The sequence below is a fragment of the Halobaculum roseum genome (genome assembly GCF_019880245.1).
GTDB lineage: Archaea > Halobacteriota > Halobacteria > Halobacteriales > Haloferacaceae > Halobaculum > Halobaculum roseum.
Genome location: NZ_CP082287.1, coordinates 145,364 through 167,791 on the forward strand (window position 1 = coordinate 145,364; position 22,428 = coordinate 167,791).

At 58.0% G+C, this 22,428-nt stretch carries 16 protein-coding genes and 2 pseudogenes; 9 read left to right on the forward strand and 9 right to left on the reverse strand.

Annotated features, from left to right (window positions below; all coding sequences use genetic code 11):
* Positions 1-69 precede the first annotated feature (69 nt).
* Positions 70-588, reverse strand: a complete 519-nt coding sequence (locus tag K6T36_RS16010) for a hypothetical protein (RefSeq protein ID WP_222923504.1) — start codon at positions 586-588, stop codon at positions 70-72.
* Positions 579-1,070, reverse strand: a complete 492-nt coding sequence (locus tag K6T36_RS16015) for a hypothetical protein (protein ID WP_222923505.1) — start codon at positions 1,068-1,070, stop codon at positions 579-581. Before K6T36_RS16015 ends, K6T36_RS16010 begins: the two co-directional genes overlap by 10 nt.
* A 784-nt stretch (positions 1,071-1,854) precedes the next feature.
* Between K6T36_RS16015 and K6T36_RS16020 the strand changes: the two genes are divergently transcribed.
* The 4 genes from K6T36_RS16020 to K6T36_RS16035 all read left to right on the forward strand — a co-directional run bounded on the left by K6T36_RS16020 (position 1,855) and on the right by K6T36_RS16035 (position 7,411).
* Entirely contained in the window at positions 1,855-3,417 is a 1,563-nt protein-coding gene (locus tag K6T36_RS16020; protein WP_222923506.1) for a pectate lyase family protein, read from the forward strand.
* A 723-nt stretch (positions 3,418-4,140) separates the two neighbouring features.
* Positions 4,141-4,893 carry a P-loop NTPase family protein gene (locus tag K6T36_RS16025; RefSeq protein WP_222923507.1) on the forward strand — a complete coding sequence of 251 codons (753 nt, stop codon included), beginning with the start codon at positions 4,141-4,143 and terminating at the stop codon, positions 4,891-4,893.
* A gap of 2 nt (positions 4,894-4,895) precedes the next feature.
* On the forward strand, positions 4,896-5,201 hold the full coding sequence (locus K6T36_RS16030) for a DUF8156 family protein (RefSeq protein ID WP_222923676.1): 306 nt from the start codon (positions 4,896-4,898) through the stop codon (positions 5,199-5,201).
* A gap of 2 nt (positions 5,202-5,203) precedes the next feature.
* Positions 5,204-7,411: a type B DNA-directed DNA polymerase gene (locus K6T36_RS16035; RefSeq protein ID WP_222923508.1), complete on the forward strand. Its 2,208-nt coding sequence runs from the start codon at positions 5,204-5,206 to the stop codon at positions 7,409-7,411.
* A 21-nt stretch (positions 7,412-7,432) separates the two neighbouring features.
* On the opposite strand, the gene K6T36_RS16040 is transcribed toward K6T36_RS16035, so the two are convergent.
* Together K6T36_RS16040 and K6T36_RS16045 are read right to left on the reverse strand one after the other, a co-directional pair.
* A complete protein-coding gene (locus K6T36_RS16040) occupies positions 7,433-7,936 on the reverse strand; it encodes a PIN domain-containing protein (RefSeq protein WP_222923509.1) in 504 nt (167 codons plus the stop codon).
* Positions 7,937-8,239 carry a hypothetical protein gene (locus K6T36_RS16045; RefSeq protein WP_222923510.1) on the reverse strand — a complete coding sequence of 101 codons (303 nt, stop codon included), beginning with the start codon at positions 8,237-8,239 and terminating at the stop codon, positions 7,937-7,939.
* 265 nt (positions 8,240-8,504) lie between these two features.
* On the opposite strand from K6T36_RS16045, the gene K6T36_RS16050 reads away from it, so the two are divergent.
* Together K6T36_RS16050 and K6T36_RS16055 are read left to right on the forward strand one after the other, a co-directional pair.
* On the forward strand, positions 8,505-8,735 hold the full coding sequence (locus K6T36_RS16050) for a hypothetical protein (RefSeq protein ID WP_222923511.1): 231 nt from the start codon (positions 8,505-8,507) through the stop codon (positions 8,733-8,735).
* Between the two features lie 9 nt (positions 8,736-8,744).
* A pseudogene (locus K6T36_RS16055) lies at positions 8,745-9,017 on the forward strand (PIN domain-containing protein); the annotation flags it as partial.
* A gap of 69 nt (positions 9,018-9,086) precedes the next feature.
* Here the strand turns inward: K6T36_RS16055 and K6T36_RS16060 are convergent.
* The 3 genes from K6T36_RS16060 to K6T36_RS16070 all read right to left on the reverse strand — a co-directional run bounded on the left by K6T36_RS16060 (position 9,087) and on the right by K6T36_RS16070 (position 15,165).
* Entirely contained in the window at positions 9,087-11,981 is a 2,895-nt protein-coding gene (locus K6T36_RS16060; RefSeq protein ID WP_222923513.1) for a UvrD-helicase domain-containing protein, read from the reverse strand.
* On the reverse strand, positions 11,974-14,553 hold the full coding sequence (locus tag K6T36_RS16065) for a PD-(D/E)XK nuclease family protein (RefSeq protein ID WP_222923514.1): 2,580 nt from the start codon (positions 14,551-14,553) through the stop codon (positions 11,974-11,976). The genes K6T36_RS16060 and K6T36_RS16065 overlap by 8 nt, the downstream gene beginning before the upstream one ends.
* Positions 14,554-14,688: 135 nt before the next feature.
* Entirely contained in the window at positions 14,689-15,165 is a 477-nt protein-coding gene (locus K6T36_RS16070) for a hypothetical protein (RefSeq protein WP_222923515.1), read from the reverse strand.
* Between the two features lie 229 nt (positions 15,166-15,394).
* On the opposite strand from K6T36_RS16070, the gene K6T36_RS16075 reads away from it, so the two are divergent.
* On the forward strand, positions 15,395-19,555 hold the full coding sequence (locus K6T36_RS16075; RefSeq protein WP_222923516.1) for an Eco57I restriction-modification methylase domain-containing protein: 4,161 nt from the start codon (positions 15,395-15,397) through the stop codon (positions 19,553-19,555).
* 92 nt (positions 19,556-19,647) lie between these two features.
* Complete coding sequence (locus K6T36_RS16080) at positions 19,648-20,739, forward strand: type I restriction enzyme HsdR N-terminal domain-containing protein (protein ID WP_222923517.1); 1,092 nt, start codon at positions 19,648-19,650, stop codon at positions 20,737-20,739.
* Between the two features lie 181 nt (positions 20,740-20,920).
* Here K6T36_RS16080 and K6T36_RS16085 read toward each other — a convergent pair whose 3' ends face one another.
* Complete coding sequence (locus tag K6T36_RS16085; protein ID WP_222923518.1) at positions 20,921-21,307, reverse strand: hypothetical protein; 387 nt, start codon at positions 21,305-21,307, stop codon at positions 20,921-20,923.
* Positions 21,308-21,422: 115 nt separating this feature from the next.
* On the opposite strand from K6T36_RS16085, the pseudogene K6T36_RS16090 reads away from it, so the two are divergent.
* Positions 21,423-21,681, forward strand: a pseudogene (locus K6T36_RS16090) (restriction endonuclease); the annotation flags it as partial.
* Between the two features lie 380 nt (positions 21,682-22,061).
* On the opposite strand, the gene K6T36_RS16095 reads toward K6T36_RS16090, so the two are convergent.
* Positions 22,062-22,352 (reverse strand): hypothetical protein, encoded by a 291-nt coding sequence (locus K6T36_RS16095; RefSeq protein WP_222923519.1) that lies wholly within the window; start codon positions 22,350-22,352, stop codon positions 22,062-22,064.
* Between the last annotated feature and the right edge of the window lie 76 nt (positions 22,353-22,428).

Here is a 22,428-nt window from a genome sequence, read left to right on the forward strand (position 1 = left end):
GTCCGGGATTAGGTAGCCTTGCGATTCATTTCTGTGACTACAGCGGAGTTTCAGCACCTGGGTAACAATCTACCATGGGCGTCGCCGCTTCTGTTCACGCACGTGTTCTTCACGTGAGTACCGGTCTGGATTCTCCTCAGTTGTCGCTTTCTCGTGGGGAGAGAGGCCTGCACGGAGGCGAAACTCCTCGATTTCTTCTCGTATAATTACGATTTCGCTTACGAGTTCGTGCAGTTCGTGCGGCCGGACATTCGACACCTCGTGTGCTGTCTGTAATTCCGTGTCTTGGAGATGCGACTGAAGTTTATGCGTCATTATATAGATCTTCTCTGGCGACCCTTGCTCACCGGGTCTTTTCCATTGTTTCACATACCCTTCTCGCTGAAGTACCTGAAGCCGATAGCGTACCTGCTCGAAGGAGAGACTGGTTTCATTGGCCAGATCCCTCCGTGTGAATTCTTCTTGAGTTACTCGGTAGTCGGTGTCGCCCCGTTTCAGATCTCCATACTTTTGCGCCTTCCACTCCGCGATTGCAGCGACCAATTCCTTCGTGCCAGGAGGGAACTGGTCGAACTCGATTACTCCCATCGGAGCTCCACCTCATCACGATCCTCATCGGTAAACCCGTGTCCCGTACTTTCGGGTGGGAAACCTGCTTTAATCGTTAGCGTTCGGACATCTCGTCGGAGCCGTCCAAGTTCGGTTGTCACTGTTTCGAGGTGGTGAGTCCGGACTTCAGTTGGGATTTCTCCGAAGAGGTCCTTCATCAGCGTCTGCGTTTTGACGTACACCCTAAGCGGTTCTTTGGGGTAGTAGTGAATCCGCGGTGAACCGCGGCCAATCTCTTCGTAATGGACTCCGAATATCCCGTCAGAAGCAAGTTCGCCCATCCGGTAACTAACCTGCTCGTAGTCAAGTTCGGTTGCGAGCTCAAGGTTCAACTTGCTGGGGCAGGCTGATCGGTAGTCTTCAGCCGTCTCGAATTCCTCCCCCGTAAGACTCGGAACCTTATCGAGATACGCCTCAAGAAGCTGTTCAGTGCCCTCTGGATAGTCGTCAAGCTCGAGCATGATCCGAAGAGCTCAGCATCGGTATATGAACCTCCGCACCCAATTTCCAACTATGATTCCACCCCCGTGTCAGGAGGGTGTGTAAGGGTGATTCCAACATGCGGTTATCCAGGAGGGTGGGTGAAAACAAAGTTGGAAGAACTACGTTTCTTTATAAGGCCGTATTGATTAGTCTCTGAGGATCGCTACGGAGCGCTGTTTTTGACTCAAGCGCCGTCCGGCTTCTGGGTGATTCTCTCCACCCGGGTGATTTGGGTCCATAGTCTGAATTCTGTCCACCCCCCTCTGTAGCGTGATCCAGTACACAGGCGTAGGCAAAGATCCGCCGCTACTCGAACAACAGCTGAGGTGACTGCTGCGACCACCACCGGTCACCAACACTAACAGACCTCGGAGATCCCAACTCAGGCGCCGTGGGTAGCTTCAACAACCCCCGACAACGATCTCAGACAAGAGACGAGCGAACATCCGGACATCTCCTCCAGTTCATTTCGAATTTCTGGACGAACAATCTTACTGACACAGGCAAAGGGCTCTGTTCTCTGTCACCGTCAGCGACCGAGAATGCCTCTCAAAACACGGACTTGCGGCTCTGTTGAAACCCTCGTAAACTGGCAGGAGCTGCGTGCTGAATAGATAGATATACTCAGAAGCACACTGCCTTTCGTTTCGTCAGTGAGCGGGTGGATTGGCCGATAGGAAGACGCTGCAAATCCATCGATCTATTAATTAGGAAATATTATATTTCCAAACAGATATACAACCCGGCACGTTTCACGTCTTCATGGCATTTGAACAGACTGAACGACGGACATTTCTCGGAGTAGTGACCGCCATGGTTAGCAGTCTTGCCGGTTGTGGAGAGTCGGACACCCCGAAAGAAACATCCAATAGACAGCAAGGCACCCGGTCTTCGACGAAGTCATCTACCAATGCGCAATCTACAATACCGTCGCATACTCATTCCGGTCCAAATTCAGGTGGCGCGGATCTTGAACCCCACACCCTTTCGGTCAAATCCCATCGGCTCGCGTCTTCTTACATAATCTACAAACGTGACGGTGAGGTGAGGGCTCTCGAAGGTGCGACCGAATCAGAAAAGTACAGTGGAACAGACGCAACTCGCGTAATTCAGAATGCAGTCGATGATCTCAGAACTGGTACGATCTATGTGAAACAAGGAACCTATGAAATCGGGCCATCAGAAGACGGTTGGCTAGGCGGAATACGGCTCCATTCAAATATTCGATTTGTCGGTGAAGGTCCTGGAGCGACTATTCTCAAGTTACGAGACAGCGTCAACGGAGAGCGGGGACAAATACGTGTTAGCCCTCTCGTCGTCGGCGAGGAAACAAGCAACGTCACAATAGAGAATCTTGAGATCGATGGCAACGAATCGGGCAACCGTGACGTGCCGCCGTATCCGTATTCACCACATCACCACGGCATAGTAATTCACGGTGATGGATCTAAAGTCCCGGAAGACCGCAAGCCGTCTAACATCCTCGTCAGAAATGTCAATGTACATGATACAGTTCGCTCAAACATCGTCCTGGCCGGCCGGAATTGCGAACTGGAAAATCTTTGGCTGTCGAACTCCGCAACCGATCACTGGCTGTATATGGCTGGCGCCACCAACTGCAACCTCCGAGGAATTCACGCGAGTGGGTTTGCGAGAAATGAGGGGATTGTGTTAGGGGTTGGGAAGCGGCGATGTAGTGGCAACACAATATCCGGGTTGACAATATCTCATATTGCACAGACCCCGTACCAAAATGATGAGCCAGAAGGTCTTGAGGGTCGCTATCCGTCAAAAGCAGTTCATTTCAGGCGATCAAGTGGCAATGCCTTTGGCAACACGATAAAAGACGTGGAAATCAGTCTTCCCGAAGCTGAATTTGGACAGTCTATTCAAACCTTTCAGCCGGACACCTGCATCCAGAACCTGAATTACAGGGGGCCAATGGGGTATGGTGGGATTCTCGATGTCGCTCCGGAGGCGGCTAACGTCAAACTTGAATCAGCTTCTATCCATATCTCACCGACTTCGAATAGACGGCCAGTAACCGTGGTACAGTCTCAGGGGTCTGCGTTTTTATTAAAGGATGTTTCAATTGATGACGTTGGACAGGGAGATGAACCTGCTATTCGGCTTGTGGCAGACGAGACTTCAATCGATCAAACCACAATTCGCGATGTGAGCGCGGCTGCCAATGGTCCTTGCTTGAGGGCTCATGGAGGGAACGCGGGCATAAACAAATTGTTCGTTGAGAATCTCCAGGATCTGAGTGACACAGGAGCTCGGATCACAGGTAATGTCAATTTTATTAAAAAAGGGATTTACTAATGATTTCGTCTTGATTTTCACACAGTCTGTATCTATCGCTGACTGCTGTTCTTTCCAGAACGGTCCCAAGTAAAACGACTGGTAGATCGGGACTGCGTATTACTCGGTGGGGTCGGACTCGGGACTCTGACTGACGGAACTCAATGCCGACAGGAAACTTCCAATAAGTCCGATTCCCCCGATTACGAGTGAAGTAAGGACAATCGTATTTGAGCTACCGTATCCACTGGCTTCGATTTGAACTGCCCATAGCATCACCACGATACTGAATAGGAGGGTATCTCTTGGCAGGGACATAGGTCAATCCGATAACGGCGGGCTGGTTTAGTGTTTCATATGTCCCCCGTATTCAGCAGGCCCGCTGAGACCGATCACTGGTTGAGGATTTCAACAGAGCCGGACTTGCAGCAGTCCACGTAGCCCTCGATGAGAACCCCATCGACCCGGACAACTGACAGTCTGTGGGACAGCACCGACGACGATCACGTCACCGAATGTGAACTGGTTCTGTGACGGCGGGACCGATAGGATTGCACCCAAGACGCGGTTCACTTCCGGTGGCCCGATTGGTCTATTTGGATAAACGCCCTAACAGGAGCAACCGGAGTAGCTGGCCGTGAGAGGGCTTTCAGGCCAAGTTACCGGCCTGTGGATTTGTTCACTTTCACTTCCACTCTCCATGCATGGCTGAGCCCCTTATGCACGCACACCGTGCCTTCTGGTATGCATCGCGACCAGCCGCACGATGGTGTCGAACTGCCCACGCTCGAGGCGGGCGTGACGCTCCTGGAGATCGACGCCGAGCTCGGCGCCGAGCCGTTGTGCGCGCTCGTCCTCGACCAGCTCCTCTCTTCGGGTGATCACGCCTTCTGGGTCGACGCCGGCGGGCACGTCCAGACATCGACGCTCGCGACGCTTGCCCCGCACCCCCAGTACTTGGAGCGAATCACCACCGCTCGCGGTTTTACGGCCTACCAACACGCCTCGCTGCTCGACCGCCTCCCACGGATCGTATCCAACGCCGTACTCGAGCGCACCGATCCGGCGCTCGTGGTCGTTCCCGCGATGGATCTGTTGTATCGCGAGGACGACATCCCACGGGAGCAGGCACAGGAGTTGCTCGTCCAGCGCTTGGCGACGCTCGCCGGGATTACTCGCGAGCGAGACCTCCCAGTCGTCGTCACTCGCGCTCGCGACGACGAGCTGTCGGCGCCGATCGAGGCCGCCGCCGCGGAGACGCTCACCTGCCAGGCGACACCCTTTGGGCCACGGTTCACCAGCGATGACGCCGAATCTGACGCAGAGACACTCGTCTACCACACCGGCGACGGGTGGCTCCAGACGACGCTCGCGTTCTGGCGGGAGATCCTCCAGCACCGCGCTCGCGCCGTCGACGCCCCGGTCGACACCGCTGGTGAGTCGCCGAGCGCCTCGTCAACGTCGACGACATCCCCAGTCACTCCCGAGGGGTGGTGAGCGTGGGGCGCACGAACCCGACGTTCCGCGATGTACTCGGGCGGATGGAAGACGAGTGGGGCGACTTCCGGCGAGCGCTGCGCCGGCGCCACCAGCCGCTGCTCGACCGGCTGTTCACCTACGCTCGCGAGCACGCCGACGCTGCAAGCCACCTGAACCACCCCGACCAGCTCGCGCCCGTCCTGGTGAGTATTGACCTCGAACAGGAAGATCGTCTCGACGAACTCGAGGAGCGCGTTGAGGAGTTGGAGGCGCGCCTCGAGGACGGCCCCGAGGCCGCCGAGACGCCAGTCGAGCGTGAGCGATAGCGATGGTGCTCGCGATCGACTACGACGGTACCACGGTCGTCGAGTGGCGCCTCACGGCCGACGGTGTCGAACCAACGCGCGTCGACGACTACCGACCGACAATGTACGTCGGTGCGCCGGTTTCGGAGTTGTACGGTGAGCACGGGGGCCAGACGCCGCGAGTGCAGCTGCCGGCGCGTGGGGCGCTCACTGAGGCCCTCAAGGACCTCCGGACGTTCCTTGCGGGGCAGGCGGCCGTCGAGTCGCTCTCGGTGGACGTGTGGCGCCAGACGTTCCGCGCTGATGCCCGGCCGGTCCTCAAGATCGAGTGTCGCGAGATCGGGGATGTGCGTTCGGTCGCGCGGCGAGTCCAGCAGTTCGGTGCCGCGGACGCCTACACCTGCTACAACGTCGATGTGACGCGGCAGTTTCGGTATACGCTCGAAGCCGGGACGGAGCCAGCGCCCGATACCGATCTTCGCGAGCTTCGGACCCTTGAACTGGGGTTTCCGGCCCACGAGTCCGGGGTAGAAGCGCTGCCCAACCTCACCGTCGACGGTGAGTCAGTGGGATCGACGCCGCGGGAGGTGGTCGAGGCGGTTGGCGAGCGCGTCGCGAGCGTCGACCCGGACGTGCTGATCGTCGATACCGCCGAGGTCGTCCCGCTGCTATTCGAGGCGGCGGCGGAGTACGGGCTCCGGCCGTTCGAGCTTGGGCGAGAGCCAGGGTATACACAGCTGGCGTCGGCCTCGACGTACACGAGCTACGGGAACGTCGGCCACTCGCCGGCGCGGTATTCGGTGCCGGGGAGAGTGCTGCTCGACCGCTCGAACTCGTTTTTCTTGCACGAGGCAGGCCTCGAGGGCTGTCTCGATCTCGTTGAGCGGGCTGGACTGCCGCTCCAGGAGCTCGGCTGGGCGTCGATCGGGCGGGTGCTGACGGCGATGCAGATCCGGGAGGCGCGTTCGCGGGGCGTATTGGTCCCGTGGCAAGCGTGGCGCCCGGAATTCTTCCGCTCAGCGGCGACGCTCGATACTGCCGATCGGGGCGGGACGACGCTCGCGCCCGAGGTTGGCGTGCACGAGGACGTCCACGAGCTCGATTTTTCGTCGTTGTATCCGAACATCATTCGCGAGTACAACATCTCACCCGAGACGGTGCGGTGTGGCTGCTGTGACAACGACTCGGTTCCAAACCTGGGGTATTCGATTTGCGAGCGAGATGGGTACCTCCCCGCTGTGTTAGGACCGCTTATTGATGGGCGGGACGCGATCAAGCAGCAGATTCGGGAGTCGGACGATCCAGAGGAGATCGCGGCGTTGGAGTCACGCTCGGCGGCGATCAAGTGGATCCTCGTCAGCTGCTTTGGCTATCAGGGCTTCTCGAACGCGAAGTACGGCCGGATCGAGTGCCACGAGGCAATCAACGCGTTTGCTCGGGAGATCCTGTTAGATGCGAAAGCTGCACTGGAAGCGGGCGGGTGGCGCGTGCTGCACGGGATCGTCGATTCGATCTGGGTAACGTCCTCACCTGATGTTGGTGAAACCGATAGACGGCCGCTTGATACGATTGCCCAGGAGGTGAGTGCGGAGGTGGGTATCGAGTTGGAGTATGAGGGTGCTTTCGAGTGGGTCGCCTTCTGTCCCCGCCGCGGTGGTGATGGTGGGGCGCTGACGCGCTACTTCGGGCGGCGTCGTGGCGAGTCGTACCCGGAGGAGGGTGTAGGTGAGGCGGTGAAGACGCGGGGGATCGAATGCCGGCAGGATGATACGCCGGCGTGGGTCGTGCGGTTGCAGGTGGCGTTGATCCGAACGTTGGACCGGACGCATGATGTGGAGGCCGTTGTGGGGGAGCTGCGGCGGTGGCTCAGGCGGCTAGAGGATGGGGACGTTGACCCAGTGGAGTTGTTGGTGACGCAGCGGGTGTCCAAGCGCGCCGAGCAGTATCGCTACGAGACAGTGACCGTGGCGGCGTTGAAGCGCGCGAAGTGGAAGGACTGTGCGCTCGAGCCCGGGCAGCGCGTCGAGTATCTGGTGGTAGATGATGATGCGACGGGGTTGGGTCGGGTGCGATTGGGCCATGAGTCGTTGGGGCGGTATGATGTTGAGTGGTATCGCCGCGAAGCGATCCGGGCTGCCGAGAGTGTTGTCTCGCCGCTTGGGTGGGATCGCGAGGGGATTCAGCGGGCGGTCTCAGGGGTTGTGGAGCCGTCACTGGGGGAGTTTGGGTGAACCGCCTGCTGGCCACATCACTCACTCAAGTAGCGACCGCGCCCGCTGGACGTAGCTATTCTCGTCCCAGCTACGAGTTGTACTGATTGCTGCCAGCGCCGACTGCGCCTCCCCAGTGGACAGCCATCCATTACGCACACAGACTGCCAGAAGTGTTGGGGTCGTCACGAGGCGGGTGTCAACGAGCGAGGCGTGAACTAATCCGAGACGATTGAACTCATCGCACAACAGTAGGTCGGCGTCAACCTTATTCGCGAGTGATACCGCTGCATTCTCGCCGTCGTCCAGTGGGAATTCAGCATCCAATTCGATCGATCGCGTCGAGAACGATTCTATTCTGTCAAGCACTCGCCCCGCAGCCCGACCATGCGCATCGTCGTAGGAGGCAACCTCGTTGAGTTCATCGACGACAACTTCCGGGACGAGGACTGTGTATTCGTCGAGTACCACTGACAGCGGGGCTGGGGCATCGTCAACGATGCCGAGACTCACGAACGCAGACGTATCCGCAACCACCGACGCCATCTATGCGTCAGCGACCTCGTCGATGAAGTCGTCGCTGAGCTGCTGTTTCAACACACGGAGGTTCGCTGCCTCTTCAGCACCGACGAGGGATTTGAGCTGCTCGAAGGAGATCGCATCATCATAGTACGCCTCGGCGATCTCTTGGAGGAGTGCATCATCGTGTGTGGCATCCTGGAGATATTCTCGGAGTGCGGTCACCAAGATATCCGTCCGGTCTTCGCCAAGCACCGTTGCCAGCGCGTCAGTCCGATCGATGAGTCGGTCTGGAGCGCGAAATTGGACCCGCTTCTTGTCCGTGCTCATGATGTGTACGTTGTGAGCCACCTCACTTAGCAGTTGTCGTGTGTACAGTGTGAGCTAGCAGTACATCCAGTTGCTCGCCTGACTCGGACTGGGCTGTCGTGTTCCAGCGGGAGGCGATTCGAGTGGCCGAGTGTATGGTATATTGGCGCTGCAGGCTTCTGTTCGAGTGGCGAACGATTCCCCTTGGAGGTTGTGAGGCGGCCAAAATCAGCGGATCTAATATACACCGGAAAGAACAGTAATCTGTGTATTCATAGATTCCTGTATGCCCACGATCACCGTGAACGTAGATGACACCCTCAAAGAGCGAATGGAGAACCACCCCGAGATCAACTGGAGCGAAGTCACGCGCCAAGCCATTCAAGAGAAGGTCGAGACACTGGAAGTGATGGACGAACTCACCAGCCGGAGTGACCTCACCGAGGGCGACGTCCACGAAATCGCCCAGAAGATCAACGAAAGCGGACGGAAGCGCGTCGACGAGGAATCGGCGTAGAGACGCCGAATGAAGTTGGTCGTCGACCCCAACGTCGCCATCTCTGCACTCATCGCCGATTCGAAAACGCGGGAACTCATCGTCACGCTCGAGCCTGACCTGCAGACACCTGCCATCGTTCACAACGAAATCGGGACCTACCAAGATCTGAACGTGAAGAAGTCCGGGATGGAACCGGACCGAGTAGCACAGTTCATCGATCTTCTGTTCCAGTACATCGGAATCGTTCCAGCCGAGGACTTCGACCCCGCTATCGACAGAGCAGCTGAAGCACCCACAGATCAGATCTGCTGAGCGCGGTGTCGGAGCCGGTCGGATCTGTATCTGACTTGGGTCGGATCGGTGAGGTTCTTACGCGTGGCGCGATCTCGACAGCCGGTCGAGCGCGTCGATCGAAACCGGGTCGATAGTGACCGGAGTAGCGGTCTGTGTGTAGAAGACAGTCGCCTGAATCGGTCGGTCGGGGTACACACTCGCAAGCACGTGGTAGTACACACTCAGCTGCGTTCGGTACTCATCGTGGGCCAGCCGGTCGGGGTCGGTCTTGTAATCGATGATCTCGACGCTGTCGTCCGTTACGTGGACGAGGTCAATGATCCCCGCGAGCGTCACCTGTGGTTCTCCGGGCAGCGGGAGCAACGCCGGCTCTTCCGGGATGAGTTTCCCATCAAGGTCATCGATGAGCGTCGCCACCGCGCGCTCGTCGTCGTTACTCGGTTCGACTGGCTCGTCGAGTGCGTACGCCTCGGCGAAGTCGTGCAGTTCGGTTCCGAAGTCGGTCCCACGACCACCATTGCGCTCGTCATAGACGCTGTCGTCCATGATATCGTGGACGCTGAGCCGGCGGGGAACTGTGCTACTGTCTGGGATCGTTGTCTCGAACGGAGCAGTAGACTCGCGGGCAACCGTGACGGGCTCGGGTGTCGGTTCGAGTTCAATCGCGTCGATCGAGAGGCCGTCCATGAAGCGACTTGGGTCGTCCCCAGAGGTGAACAGGAGATGCCGTTTTGCACGAGTCATCGCGACGTACAGCAAGCGCCGCTCTTCATCGTACGTTGACGGTTGAATCGACTGCAACAGCTTCGTCGGCCAATGCTGGTAGACGTGCGGATAGTCGCCCGCCTCGCTGTATGCCCGGGTTTGGCGAAGCCCCAACTCGTCGTCGTAGATGATCGGACAGGCTGGCGGCTGGCCGTAATGCGGGAACGCGCGGTCGTTGAGATTCGCGAGGATGACGATCGGGTACTCGAGTCCCTTTGCACCGTGGATTGTTTGGAGGGTCACCGCGTCCTCACCCGGGCTGGTTTCAATATCGACGGTGGTTCCTGCATCGAGGTTGGCCTCGATGTACTGGATCGCCTCTCCCCGCGTGAGCGTGCTATTCTCGTAGAGACTCGTGAGGTGATCGACGAGCGCATCAGCGTATGCGCTCGTACGGCCGTAGCGGTCGAAGACGCGTCGAAGGAAGCCCCCAAGTGTGTCGATCGCAGCGAGTTCCTCGCGGAACTGCACCATTGCATCGGGATACGCTTCGGTGTCCAGAATCGTCTCCGTGTCATCGAACGAGTAGCCAGCGCGCTCGAGGACGACGGCCCAACCACGACGGGCGTTCGATTCGGCGATGCGTAGCCACGCGAGTGCGAGTTTGGCTTCTGGCGTGTCGAACAGCTCAACTCCGCCGTCGTAGGCGACCGGGACACCGTACTCGTCGGCGACGGTAAGGAACTCCCGAGCGAACGCACGTGTTCGGGTGAACACAGCGATGTCTCCGTACGAAGGCGCACCCAATCGCTCGCGCTCGGCAGCTTCCTGCTGTGCAGTGGTGGCGCCAGGGTCTGGTTGTGGTTCATCGGTGACCTCGACTGCGTAGTCGTCGTTATCGACGACCATCTGGATCCGATCGAGGAGGAGTTCGTGCTCGTTCGGCGCCTGATACGCGTCGATCTGTGCGTTGTCGACGTGGTTCGTCGCCGCGAGCGAGCGCTCGCCTGCGAGTGGATCGTCGATGTCCTCGCTGTACGTCGCCGGAATCGAGAGACTCTGCTCCGCGAATGCAAGGATCGAGGACGAGGAGCGGTAGTTCTCGTACAGCGGGATTGTAGTAACCGACTCGACGGGGTAGTCGATACGGGTTCGGTCGGCATTCAACTCGCGGGTGAACCGCTCGAGTCGGTCGTCGAAGGCGGTAATGTTCTCGACACTGGTGTGCTGGAAGCCGTAGATCGACTGCTTCCAGTCGCCGACGACACAGAGATTGTTCGTGTCCGCAAGCAGCAACGCGATTTTGAACTGGAGTTCGTTCGTGTCCTGGAACTCATCGACCATCACGTACTCGTGGGCGACCTGTTCGCGAACCTCCGGCCGGTCAGACAGCATGACGAACGCCAGCGCCAGCATCAGCCCCTGTGTGAGGTAGTTGTTCCGGAGCGCGTAGGCGAGATACTCGTAGTAGACATCGTGGACGAACGCCAGCAGCGCCGTCCGATCCTCGTCGTAGGCGCGTTCGATGACGCCACGATCGACCTGGGGGTCGTCGTGGATCTCGGCTTTAGAGGGAGCATCCGGTGCGTACTCACTCGCGTCCCAACCACTGACGGATCCTCTCGCGTCGCTGTTGGTCTGGCCAGAGGCACCCTCACCGGGAGTGTTCACCTCGGCAACCGTCTCGAAGAACGCCTTGCGGTCGCCTTCGAGTGGAGCGTCACTCGATCGGAACCATCCGTCGCGAGTGGGGATGGCGCCTTTCGCAGCGAGTTCACCGATGAGCGTGTGGAGCGTAGCGGTGTCCCGGAAGATACGGAGCATGGCCGCGTGTTCGGGATGCTCGTCAGCGAAGGTCGACATGAACCGCTGGAACAACTGCTTCTCGCGGACCGACTCTTCGATGAGGTCGATCGAGTCGGGGATCTGGTCGTCGATGTCCAGCGTTTCCGGGACGGTGTGACCGTAGCGGCGTAACAGTCGGAAACAGTAGGCGTGGAAGGTGCTGATGGGCGCACCTTGGAGTTCTCGCAGGTCGTAGTCGGTTTGCTGGACGATACGCTCGCGCATCTCGCGAGCGGCGTTGCGAGTGAACGTGACCAACAGGATATCTTCCGGTGTCGCGTCAGTCGACTCCAAGATGTGAGCGTATCGCCGGGTGATCGCGAACGTCTTGCCCGTCCCGGCGCCGGCATCGACGCGGTAGATCCCGTCGGTGGACTCGATGAGCCGTTGTTGGTTCTCATTCGGTGTCGGCTCAGACATCGTCGATCACCACGTCCTGTGCGTCGACCCGATCCCAATTGGGGCCGTCTTCGCGAGTCCGGACGGGGAATCCCTCCTCACGGTAAGCGGCAAGGCGCTCACGTTGGGTGGCGACGAACGCTTCGAAGGCGTCCAAATCCTCCGTGAGATAGCGTTCACCCACGAGGCCATCGATGTCCTCGACCGCGGAGCGGCAACCGCGTTCGACGTATTTCGTGTCCTTGACGCGGTTTTTGGTATACTCGATGAACGACTGGATGATCGCCTCCCGCCGCTCAGTGTTTATTCCCTTACGTGGGAGGTCGTGTGACTCGAAGAACTCGCGGTATGCTTCGTAACCAAGCGAGTCGAGCGCTTTCACCCGATCGTTGGAGTCGGCGTAGTCGGTGACGGCGTCAAACGTTTCGCGGCGTGCGGCGAACTCACCGAAGGTGCAGGGGAGATACTCGACTGTGGTGACAAGCTCCTCAAGCGGGACGGTGTCGCCACGGGCGAGTTGAGTGTCATGTTCGAGGAGATGAACGAACCGGATCTCCAATGGCTGATTCGGGTTTTCACGGCGATGTTGGGCGAGATACGCCGCCGCTTGGAAATTCGGCTCGTCGTGAAGTGGGTCAAGGGACGCCTGCTGGCGAAGCTTTCCAGCGGTCGATTGAGAGCCGGTCTTGTAGTCGACGAGTGCCGTCTCCGTGTGAAGCAAATCGACGAACCCGTGCAGTCCGATGTCGGGGGCTTGGAACCACCGCTCGGTGAGTGTGGAGTCGACAGTGAGTCCGAGGCGCTCGGCGAGGTTATTGGATTGCGAGCGGTCGGTGTACGTTTCATACGGTGTGTCGGTCGGCGGGTGCGCGTCGAGATACTGCTGGATCGTCTCAAGTGCAAGTACACATTTTGTTCGTTCGACCCGTTCACGGGGCGTCGTTGCGTACGCACGGATCTGGTCGACCATCGCGTCGACGACATCCTCCTGTCGCTCTCGAACCGTCTCTGGATGTGTGGCACATACCTCCGCAGCCTCATGGATCACGGTGCCGCGGGCCATCGGAATCGTCGTTGGTGACTCGACGAGTCGGTGGAAGAACTCCTCACGGGGGCAGTTGGCGAGGCGTTGTAATGTGGACTGACTGATTGTCTCCGGTGGCTCTTGTTCGCCGTCCGGGGTCTCGGGAGCGACGAAGGGCGTCCCGACGCTGTCACGAGTCGCGTCGCCGCCGTGTGTCGTGTGCGGGAGATCGCTGAACGACTCGACGGGTTGGTCAACAATGTCTTGGAAATATACACACGGGGAACTGTCTGCATCAGCCTGGGAAGCTTGGACAAGGAAATGCCGTTCCTGGCCATTCTGCAGGAGGACCTCAAACCGGTTGAGGTCCTGTTGGACGTGTTCAACCGGGTCAACCCAGGGGCGGTCGGGAGGTTGCTGGGCCCAGCCGTCTCCCAACCCAAGATAGAACACGACCGGGCGATCGATGTAGCTGGTCGCCGCGCCGTCCGTGAGCAATATGCCCTCGTTCGGCTGGTCGACCGGGATATCGAACGACTCGATATAGTACTGGAGTTGGGTGAGTCGCTGCGGAGTGAACGCTGTTGAGAGGAGACCGAGCTTGTCGCTCTCCTCGCGAAGTTGAGAGAGTGAGCTCTCGGCGGCGCGTTCGTACGCCGAGATCGCATCGTCGACGGTGCCTGTGTGGAGCGCGTCGGCGAACTGCTCGTAGGCAGGGCCGACATCGACACTGTCGACACGCCGGTGATCCGCGGTCCTGTCAAGGTCGATGCCGAGTCGTTCGACGAGCGGGCGAAGGTCGGCGACACGCAGATCACTGCCGGTGAAGACCGCCTCAGCAAGCCGAAGGAAGGTCCGAACGTCGGGGTCGTCGATGAATCCTGGCCCACCTTGATACGGAATGCAGGCAGTCTCGAGTGCGGACTCGACGAGTGGACTGAGGAGACTCGACTCGTCGAGGACGATGCCGACGGCCTCGGCGGTGTGCGTATCGAGTTGTGTGATGAGCGCGTCGACAATCGCGGTGGTAGAGGGGAAGACGTGAAACTGTGGGAGGGAGGTCGTGTCGCCTGTGAAGGGGTCGACCTGCTGGTAAGAATCGGGGAGGAGCGTTCGATCGAGTGGACTCAGTCCTGGCTCATTGATTACCGCCACATCGGTGCTGTCGGAGAGTGTCGTGTCTTCGAGGTCGTGGTAACTCGAGTCGGTCTCGTGGAGGATGTCGCGGGTGGAATGGAACTGTGGCGTATCGAACTCTGGATAGTCGGTGATCGTGTCGAGTGCGCCGGTCTTGTCCCAACACTGGAGGCAGCGATCGAGTGCTCGGTGGGCCTGCTTCCACGTGAGGTCCGTCTGGGTGATGAGCTCGGTGAACAGGCGGCGCCGGTCGCTTGGGACGAACTCGTTTGCGGCGTAACTTCGCGGCGTTGCGCTGGCGCGACCAAGGCGTGGAGTACTGGTGTGTCGGTCTAGCGCGAGCGTGAGTGGTGGGTCCGCAGAGAGTGTGAGATCGGCCTCACGCGTTTCGGCGGCGAGGGTGTCGATGGATTTTGCCTCCCGAAGTGGCACGCGTTGGTGTCACGGAGGCGCTGTTTCAATGTGTCGTCGTGGTGAACACGTCAGGTCCACACAAGCTGCCTGTGTCTGTGCGGCGTTGCGTTGGCTTCAGAACGAGTTCTCCGTCGGCTTGAAGACGCAGTCAGGTTACTCGGTACTGGTCGTCTCGATGAACTGGACGGGCTGGTCGAACTCCTTCTCGATCTTATCGGTGACGCCATTTTCGTAGGGGACATCGACAGTAATGGTGTACCGTGTCGACGATTGGAAGTCCACTTGTTTGCTCCCGATGTTGAAGCCGAGACTGAATTCTGTGGTCGTATTCCCGTCCATGGAGATCGTCCGGAACGTTTCGGCGAGCAATGTGTCGCCCTCGTACACATGACACTCCATATCTGCGAGCTCAAACCCGGCGTCGCGAGTATTCTGGAGCGTCGCGAAAAGCTCCGGACCAGCATCGGGATACTCAAAGTGGTGACGAACGAGCGAGACTCCGCCACCGCTGGGTCCTACCTCGATGGGGGTAGGTGTCTCCTCGTCGCCACCGTCCAAACCGGAGCCGACACATCCGGCGAGGCCGGCGAGCAGGATAGATCCGATGGTCTCTCGACGTGTCAGCGACATTGTCGCCACCATGTTCTTTAACAGACAAGAAACTGCTGGTAGCGGGTGGTGAAGCAGTCAGTCTGGATCTGTTGAACTGTTACCGCTGATTCTCCCTGACGTGTCAGAGGAACCCAACTAAGCAAGTGAGGTTGTAACTTGTCAATCTGAAATTATCTGCCACCACGGATAGTCCAAGCCCCGGACCCACTGCCTTCTTGCCGGTTCAGTTACGGCTAGCGAGTAACAAATGAGCCAGGCCACGCTCGGGGCAACGCCCTACCACAATTCGGACCTCTTCTCGGGGTACTATCTCGACGAGCGCGTCGACGATCTCGACGCCTGGGACTGCGACGAGGAAGCGCAAGCCGCCTTCGAGGAACTTCACCACCTGTGGGAACTGGAAGGCGAGCTCGTCGCCTCCTACAAAGAGGACGAGCTGCTCGACTCGTGGATCGACGAAGTGCTGGACGTCCTCGGCTTCGGCACCCTCTCGGAGACCACCCTCCCGGACAGCGAGGGGTACAACGACCGCCTCCTGTTCGAATCCGACGAGAAACGCCGAGACGCCAGCATCCGTAAGCGCGACGGTGATCGCGATGCGATGTATTCGCTCGCCTCGGCAGTCCTCGAGGCCAAGCAGTGGGACGCCGACTTCACCAAACGCTTCGCCGAAACGCGCTCGTATCGCGACGCCTCCCACCAGATCAAGTACTACCTCGAACACACGCCCGAGCGCCTGGAGTGGGGTATCCTCACCGACGGCAAGACCTGGCGCCTCTACGGGACGAAGGACTACGCGACCGAGACCTACTACGAGGTCAACCTGCCCGAACTCCTCGAATCTGGCGACCTTGAGCAGTTCAAGTACTTCTACGCGTTCTTCCGGCCGGCTGCGTTCCGCGAGACAGCTGGCACGACGTTCCTCGAGACAGTCTGGAACGAATCGGAGACGGCCGCCCAGGAGCTCGGCGAAGATCTCCAGGACAACGTCTTCACCGCGCTGCGCATCCTCGGCGAGGGCTTCGTCGAGACGAATGATCTCGATATCGACCCCGACGACGAGGACGCTCGCGAGGAGCTGAAAGAGCAGTCGCTCGTCCTCCTGTATCGGTTGATGTTCGTGCTGTATGCCGAATCGCGGCACCTCATCAGCCCGGACGAGCCCGCTCGCGAAGCCGAGTTCAACGAGAACTTCAGCCTCGACGAGCTGCGCCAGGAGATTCACGAGGACATCGACGCGGGCGAGTCCTTCGACGAGTACAGCGAGTACTCCACGTCAATGTGGGGCCGCCTCCAGGATTTGTTCGGACTCATCGACTCCGGCGAGGAGTCACTGGGGATCCCGCCGTACAACGGCGGCCTCTTCGACGAGGAGGAGCACGCGTTTCTCGCCGAGAATGAGGTGGCCGATCGGTACATCGCCGAGGTTGTCTATCGGCTTGGGACGACGACGGCCGACGACGGCGACGGCTACGTGCTCGCCGACTACGCCGACCTCGATACCCGGCACTTGGGGACGATTTACGAGGGCCTGCTCGAACACGAGTTCCGTATCGCCCCCGAGCAGTACGCCGCCGTGTCGGAGGACGGCGGGCAAGTGTGGAAGCCTGCGACGGAGGTGAGCGTCGCTGACGCCGTCGAGACGGTCGAGGAAGGTGAGTTGTATGTCGTGAACGACGACGGTGAGCGCAAGGCCACTGGGGCCTACTACACGCCAGACTATGTCGTCGCGTACATCGTCGAGGAGACGATCGACCCGCTCGTCGAGGAGATCAAAGCGGACATTCGCGAGGAAGAGGGGTTAGAGCCCGGCGACAAGGGATACATCGCGCCGTTCTTAGAGCAGATTCGCGAGCTGACCGTGCTCGACCCGGCGATGGGCTCGGGGCACTTCCTCACGAAAGCGACCGGGTATCTGACTGAGCAGGTGATGGAAGTCATCCGCCAGCAGGAGATCCAGAGTTACGACGAGCAGGACATCCGGCGGATCATCGCCCGCGAGTGCATCTATGGCGTGGACATCAACGGAATGGCCGTCGAGCTCGCGAAGCTGTCGATGTGGTTGGAGACGCTCGCGACCGATCAGCCGCTCGCGTTCCTCGACCACCACCTGAAGGATGGGAACTCGTTGGTGGGATCGGACATCACCGAGGTGCTGTCTGATGATAGCGCCCAGGAAGGCGGACAGTTGACGCTCACGCAGGTGTTCGCAAAGGCTCGCCGGGACACGCTCGAGCACGTGATGGAGCTTATGTCGGAGTTGCTGGCCATCGACAACGAGACGCTCGCGGACATCAAGTCGATGGAGGAGACCTACGACGAGATTCGCTCGGACCCACTGTACGGGCGCCTATTCGAGTTGGCGAACGTCCACACCGCCGAGCAGTTCGGGTTGGATGTGCCTGAGGGCGTGTACGAGCAAATGGCAGGTGCGATTGAGAGCGAGGATGAGTGGGCTGAGGTGCGAGAGGAGGATTGGTTCCGGAGTGCGCAGGCGATGGCTAAGGAGGAGGACTTCTTCCACTGGGAACTGGAGTACCCCGAGGTCTTCTTCGGGACTGATGGGGAGAAGCGCGACGATGGGGGGTTCGATGCGGTTGTTGGGAATCCGCCGTATATCAGTGTGACAAACATCCCGGGGCCCATGCGAGATTATTTGGGGAACTCTCAGGACTATCAAACTACTGTCGGCCGATACGACGCGTACATTGTATTCCTAGAACGGTCGATCGGGCTCATACGTGCTTATGGGTACATGAGCATGATTGTCCCAATCAAGTGGGCAATATACGGCAATGGTAGCGCATTACGGGATTTGTTCTTAGATCAGATCCGTCTCGAGCAATTTGTGAATATGTCCCAATCAGATGTATTCAAAGGAATAAGCACGTATCCTTGCATCCCAACGATCCAAAATCTACCTCCCCAACCGGATCAAGACGTGAGCGTCGTAAATATCCCCGAAGATAACCCAGAATCGCTTGTCTCTGGGGATCTAAGTGAGTTTACTCACCAAACACCAGTTCGGAGATTCGCTGAACTACCACGCAATGTTTTCTGTCCGTTCATGACGAATTCAAACTGGTCTATACATCAGAAGCTAACATCGGACTCGTTCGAATTGGGAACTAAATTTGAACTAGAGCAAGCAATTCGGATGGGTGGTAAATCGGCACGAGAGACTCTACTCACAGACAGTCCTCCGACTGAGGAGGACTCTGACTATCATCCAGTTGTTGATGGTCAACACATCCACAGGCACCACATCCAGTGGGATGGAAGATATCTCCACTACCTTCCGGAAGAACTGTACAACGCGAAGACCCGTGAACTCCTCCACCAGCCGAAGATATTGATGAAGCGGATTGCTGATAGACTCACAGCAGCTTATGACGGGGGTGTTGGCGATGACGACTTCTACTACCCGCTCAACACAGTCTACACAATCACCGGTGCTGAGAGTCGACTCACCAATATGGAAATTGCACCTCAATACTACACTGGCTTGTTGAATTCCACTCTCTTAGATTGGGAATACAAGCTCCTATTTGCTGCAATTGGAATCAGGGGAGGGTACATTGAGTTCAGGGAGTATCTGGAACATCTCCCACTGAAAAACATCCAATTCGAACTGTCAGCAGAAGAACGGGAACAAACGGCGACTGAAGTGCTGAAATCGTTACGAGAGTACATCCGCGGAGGAGATCGTGTAGACAGCGTTATCGAAGCGTTAGCTGAAGAAGTCTATCACGACGTGATGGCAGAGCTGGTCTCCGACATAGCCCAACAAAAAAGCCAGATCGCCAGTCTAAATCTGGATTTGAAAAATTATCTCGGAAATTACGCAACTGGTCAGGCTATCTCAGAAGCTGGCTTCACGCAACCCCCTGAAGATGCTGCAGACTCCATCCTCCAAGAAACAACCGAACAGAAGCCGAACCTCCGCGTCGGCCACGCAGAGGTCATCCGTGAGGCCGACACGACGGTTGAGATTTGCCTCACCGCTCGCTACAAGCCCGACGACGAGGACGCACACGAAACGGACCAGTGGGGGTACACAGAGACTGACCCACTCCCGGCGCTGCGAATCACGGACCTCACTGAAACGGAGGCGGATCTCATCGAGGCGTTCGTCCCGGTCGCCGTCGACGAGGCAGGCGGGTTCGCCGGCTTCCGCGAGACCGCGACGAAGACGAACTCGCTGGTGGACCGACTCCGTGGGTTGACCCTGCCTGCCGTCGACGATGTTCGTGATGGGCTGGAGAGCTATCTAGAGACGAAGGCTCGCGCTGAAGAGTTGGAAGAGCAAATAGAGCGGACTGATGAGTTGATCGACGAAATCGTCTACGAGCTGTATGGGCTATCCGACGAGGAAATCGAGATCGTGGAGGAGGCTGTCGAGGAGTAGCTTCGCCGGAATTACAGCTACGTCCTATATGGGGAGCTGTGGTACCGTTGTGATCCGGTTTTATACGGGTTTCATTATTAAGTCACGTTCAAATGATTGATTCAGATGCCCTTTCTGCCTATTCGGCTCGGTCGGCGTCACTGATTGAGGAGACGCCACAGATGGATGAACAGAACACGAAACGAAAGATCATCGAGCCGCTATTGGAACTGCTGGGTTGGGATATCCTCTCATCAGACATCGAACTTGAGTACTCAGTGCGAATGGGTACCGGGACGAAGAAAGTCGATTACGCACTGAAGCTTAGCGATACGCCGGTTGTCTTCGTTGAGGCAAAAGGGTGTGACACCACGCTCAACGGAGATCACGAAGAACAGCTGAGCAGTTACATGCGTCAGGTCGGTGTTGACTGGGGGTTGTTAACCAATGGTAGCAAGTTTGAGCTCTACCGGCGCGACCGCGACAGCGATCGCCCTAACGAGATCTCGCTTGCGCAGTTCTCTATCGAGACGATCGACGACCACCAGCACGCGCTACGTGCCATCGCGAAAGAGTCGATCGCAACCGGCGAGTCACAACACATAGCTGAAACAATGCAGGCCGTCCAACACGCCATTCGGCAGTTGCGAACCGGGAAGGAAACCGTCGCAGAGGAGGTTACCGCCGTCGTGACCACAACCGCTGGCGAGGCAGTCTCCCAACACGTCGAGGACGAGGCGAAAGCGTTCGTCGACGCTCTGATCGACAGACTGGAGTCACAGGCCAGTACGACCGATAGAGGAGCGGGCTCATCGCGTACGGAGCCGAGCTCGTCTGAGTCGAAGGCAGCGGGGGCATCCCATGGCGCGTACGTGATTGAGGTGACAGACGATAGTCAGTGCATTGAGGTCGTGAGTGGAGACACTCAAGCCGAGGCGATCGCCGCACTGGTCGAATATCTCATTGACGCACATGACCTGTTGGATGCTATCGAGCTGCCGTACGTGCCCGGTACCGGACGCGGTTCGCGAGCACTGCTGAATGACGAGCCGGTCCATATCGATGAGGCGGAGATGTTACAGTATCAGGCGCTGGACGGTGGAGTCTATCTGTTCACATCACTGAGCGCCGCGGACAAGCAGCGGTACGTATCGGAGTTACCGCAAATAGTTGGGCTGGACTGTACGTTTACCAAGGGTTGGTAGATTATCTAACAATTTGTCATATTTCTGGTGGAATAAGTTCTAGACTCCGCTTTCGATGAATCGTGTCTCTAGTTAACAACTTGCGTAGCATGGGGGTCAAAATCGACGTTCGATCTAACGTGGCCTCGATGGCTGAATCGTCGCGAAAGTTTCGCCGAATCAATTGAGAGGTACTCGGTAGTTATTGCTTCAGACGAGTTCGAATCTCCTTTAGATCCTCTCGGAATTGAGCTGTTTGTTCCTCATCACCACCCTCGTAGACCGCGTGTACGCAAGGGCCCCTGATCCCCGTCTCTGTGATCCCATTCGCGGCTGCGACACAGGTAAACGCCCTCACGAGAGCGCTTTTGTCAGGGTCCTCGAGAGGGTTTTCGTTTTGTTTCTGCGAGTTTTCGGAGAGTTCGATGAACTCCCGTGCTACGGCTACCCGGTACTCGGGCGCTTGTTCGCCTTGGTTGAACTGCGGAATGATATCTGCCGCAGCATCGACGAGCTCGGAATCGAACTGCTCGGTGAGTCGGCTGCGAAGACTGTGCTGGACCTCAATGTCTGGAACATCGTCTGTCATGATGACTCCACCTCAACAATGCAAGGGGAGGGTATTGGCGACTTTGGCGAGTTAGAGGCTCTTCAAGAATTTCCAGTCATTGTGTTTCCTCTCGAGCACAGCCTGTCATTGAGTAGTTGTTGTATATGAGGTAGACGGATCTACCGACTTCCCCGAGACTGCGACGGAGACGGAACTCGCTGGTGGACCGGCTTCGTGGGTTGACCCTTCCTGCCGTCGACGACGTTCGTAACGGGCTGGAGAGCTATCTGGAGACAACAGCCCGCGCTGCGGAGTTGGAAAATCAAATCGAGTGGACCGACGAGATCGTCGACGAACTGTACGAGCTGACCGACGAGGAACTTGAAATTGTGGAGGGAGCTGTCGAGGAGTAGCGGCCTCAAATCGATTAGTCAAACAGTCGCAGTCAACAATTGGTAGAGACGCATCTCACTGTGTACCGGGCAAAGGTGAGGGGAAGTACGTTCTTTGGGAGGACCCAATGTACGCGATGAGCGCTAGGATGACCGGAAGCGCTACGCCGGCGTTTTCGAAGACGACTCCTGATAGTCCAGTTGATATTATTCCTAACATGGTCTGGTGAACTAGGTTTCGAGCGCTACTCTTTAGCCCGGCTAGACCACTTCCCCCCGAGGATTCGAACCCCGAAAGTACCGATATTCGCGCCTGCTTGCTAGCTCACCGAGTCGTCTGCGGTCTACCGATATATGCGGATCCTAATATTTGAAAGTTATCACACTCGGAGAAATCAGGTCTACTCGCTGTCCACCTCGATTGATTCCACAGCGATCGCGTCCATCATCGGATTCCCATCTACAGCCGCGAACACGACTTCCTCAACGGTATGACCAGCTCCCCATGAGAGTCGCATCTCCCCATCGTCGCCGGCGAGATCGAGGACGCGAATCTCCTCGCCCGGGCCGGGATGCTCGGTTTCGACGCTCGTGACCTCGTAGGGCTCCCCGTTGATCTCCAGCGTCAACCCGGGCTCGATATCGTCGAACGCGGGTAGGCGATCACGGAGGTCAGCGACGGTGACGGACATGGATTGGTGTGACATTGGTGGTGACTTGAATCGGGCGTTTGGCTAGCTATTCGACCTGCGTGGTGACGACCAACTT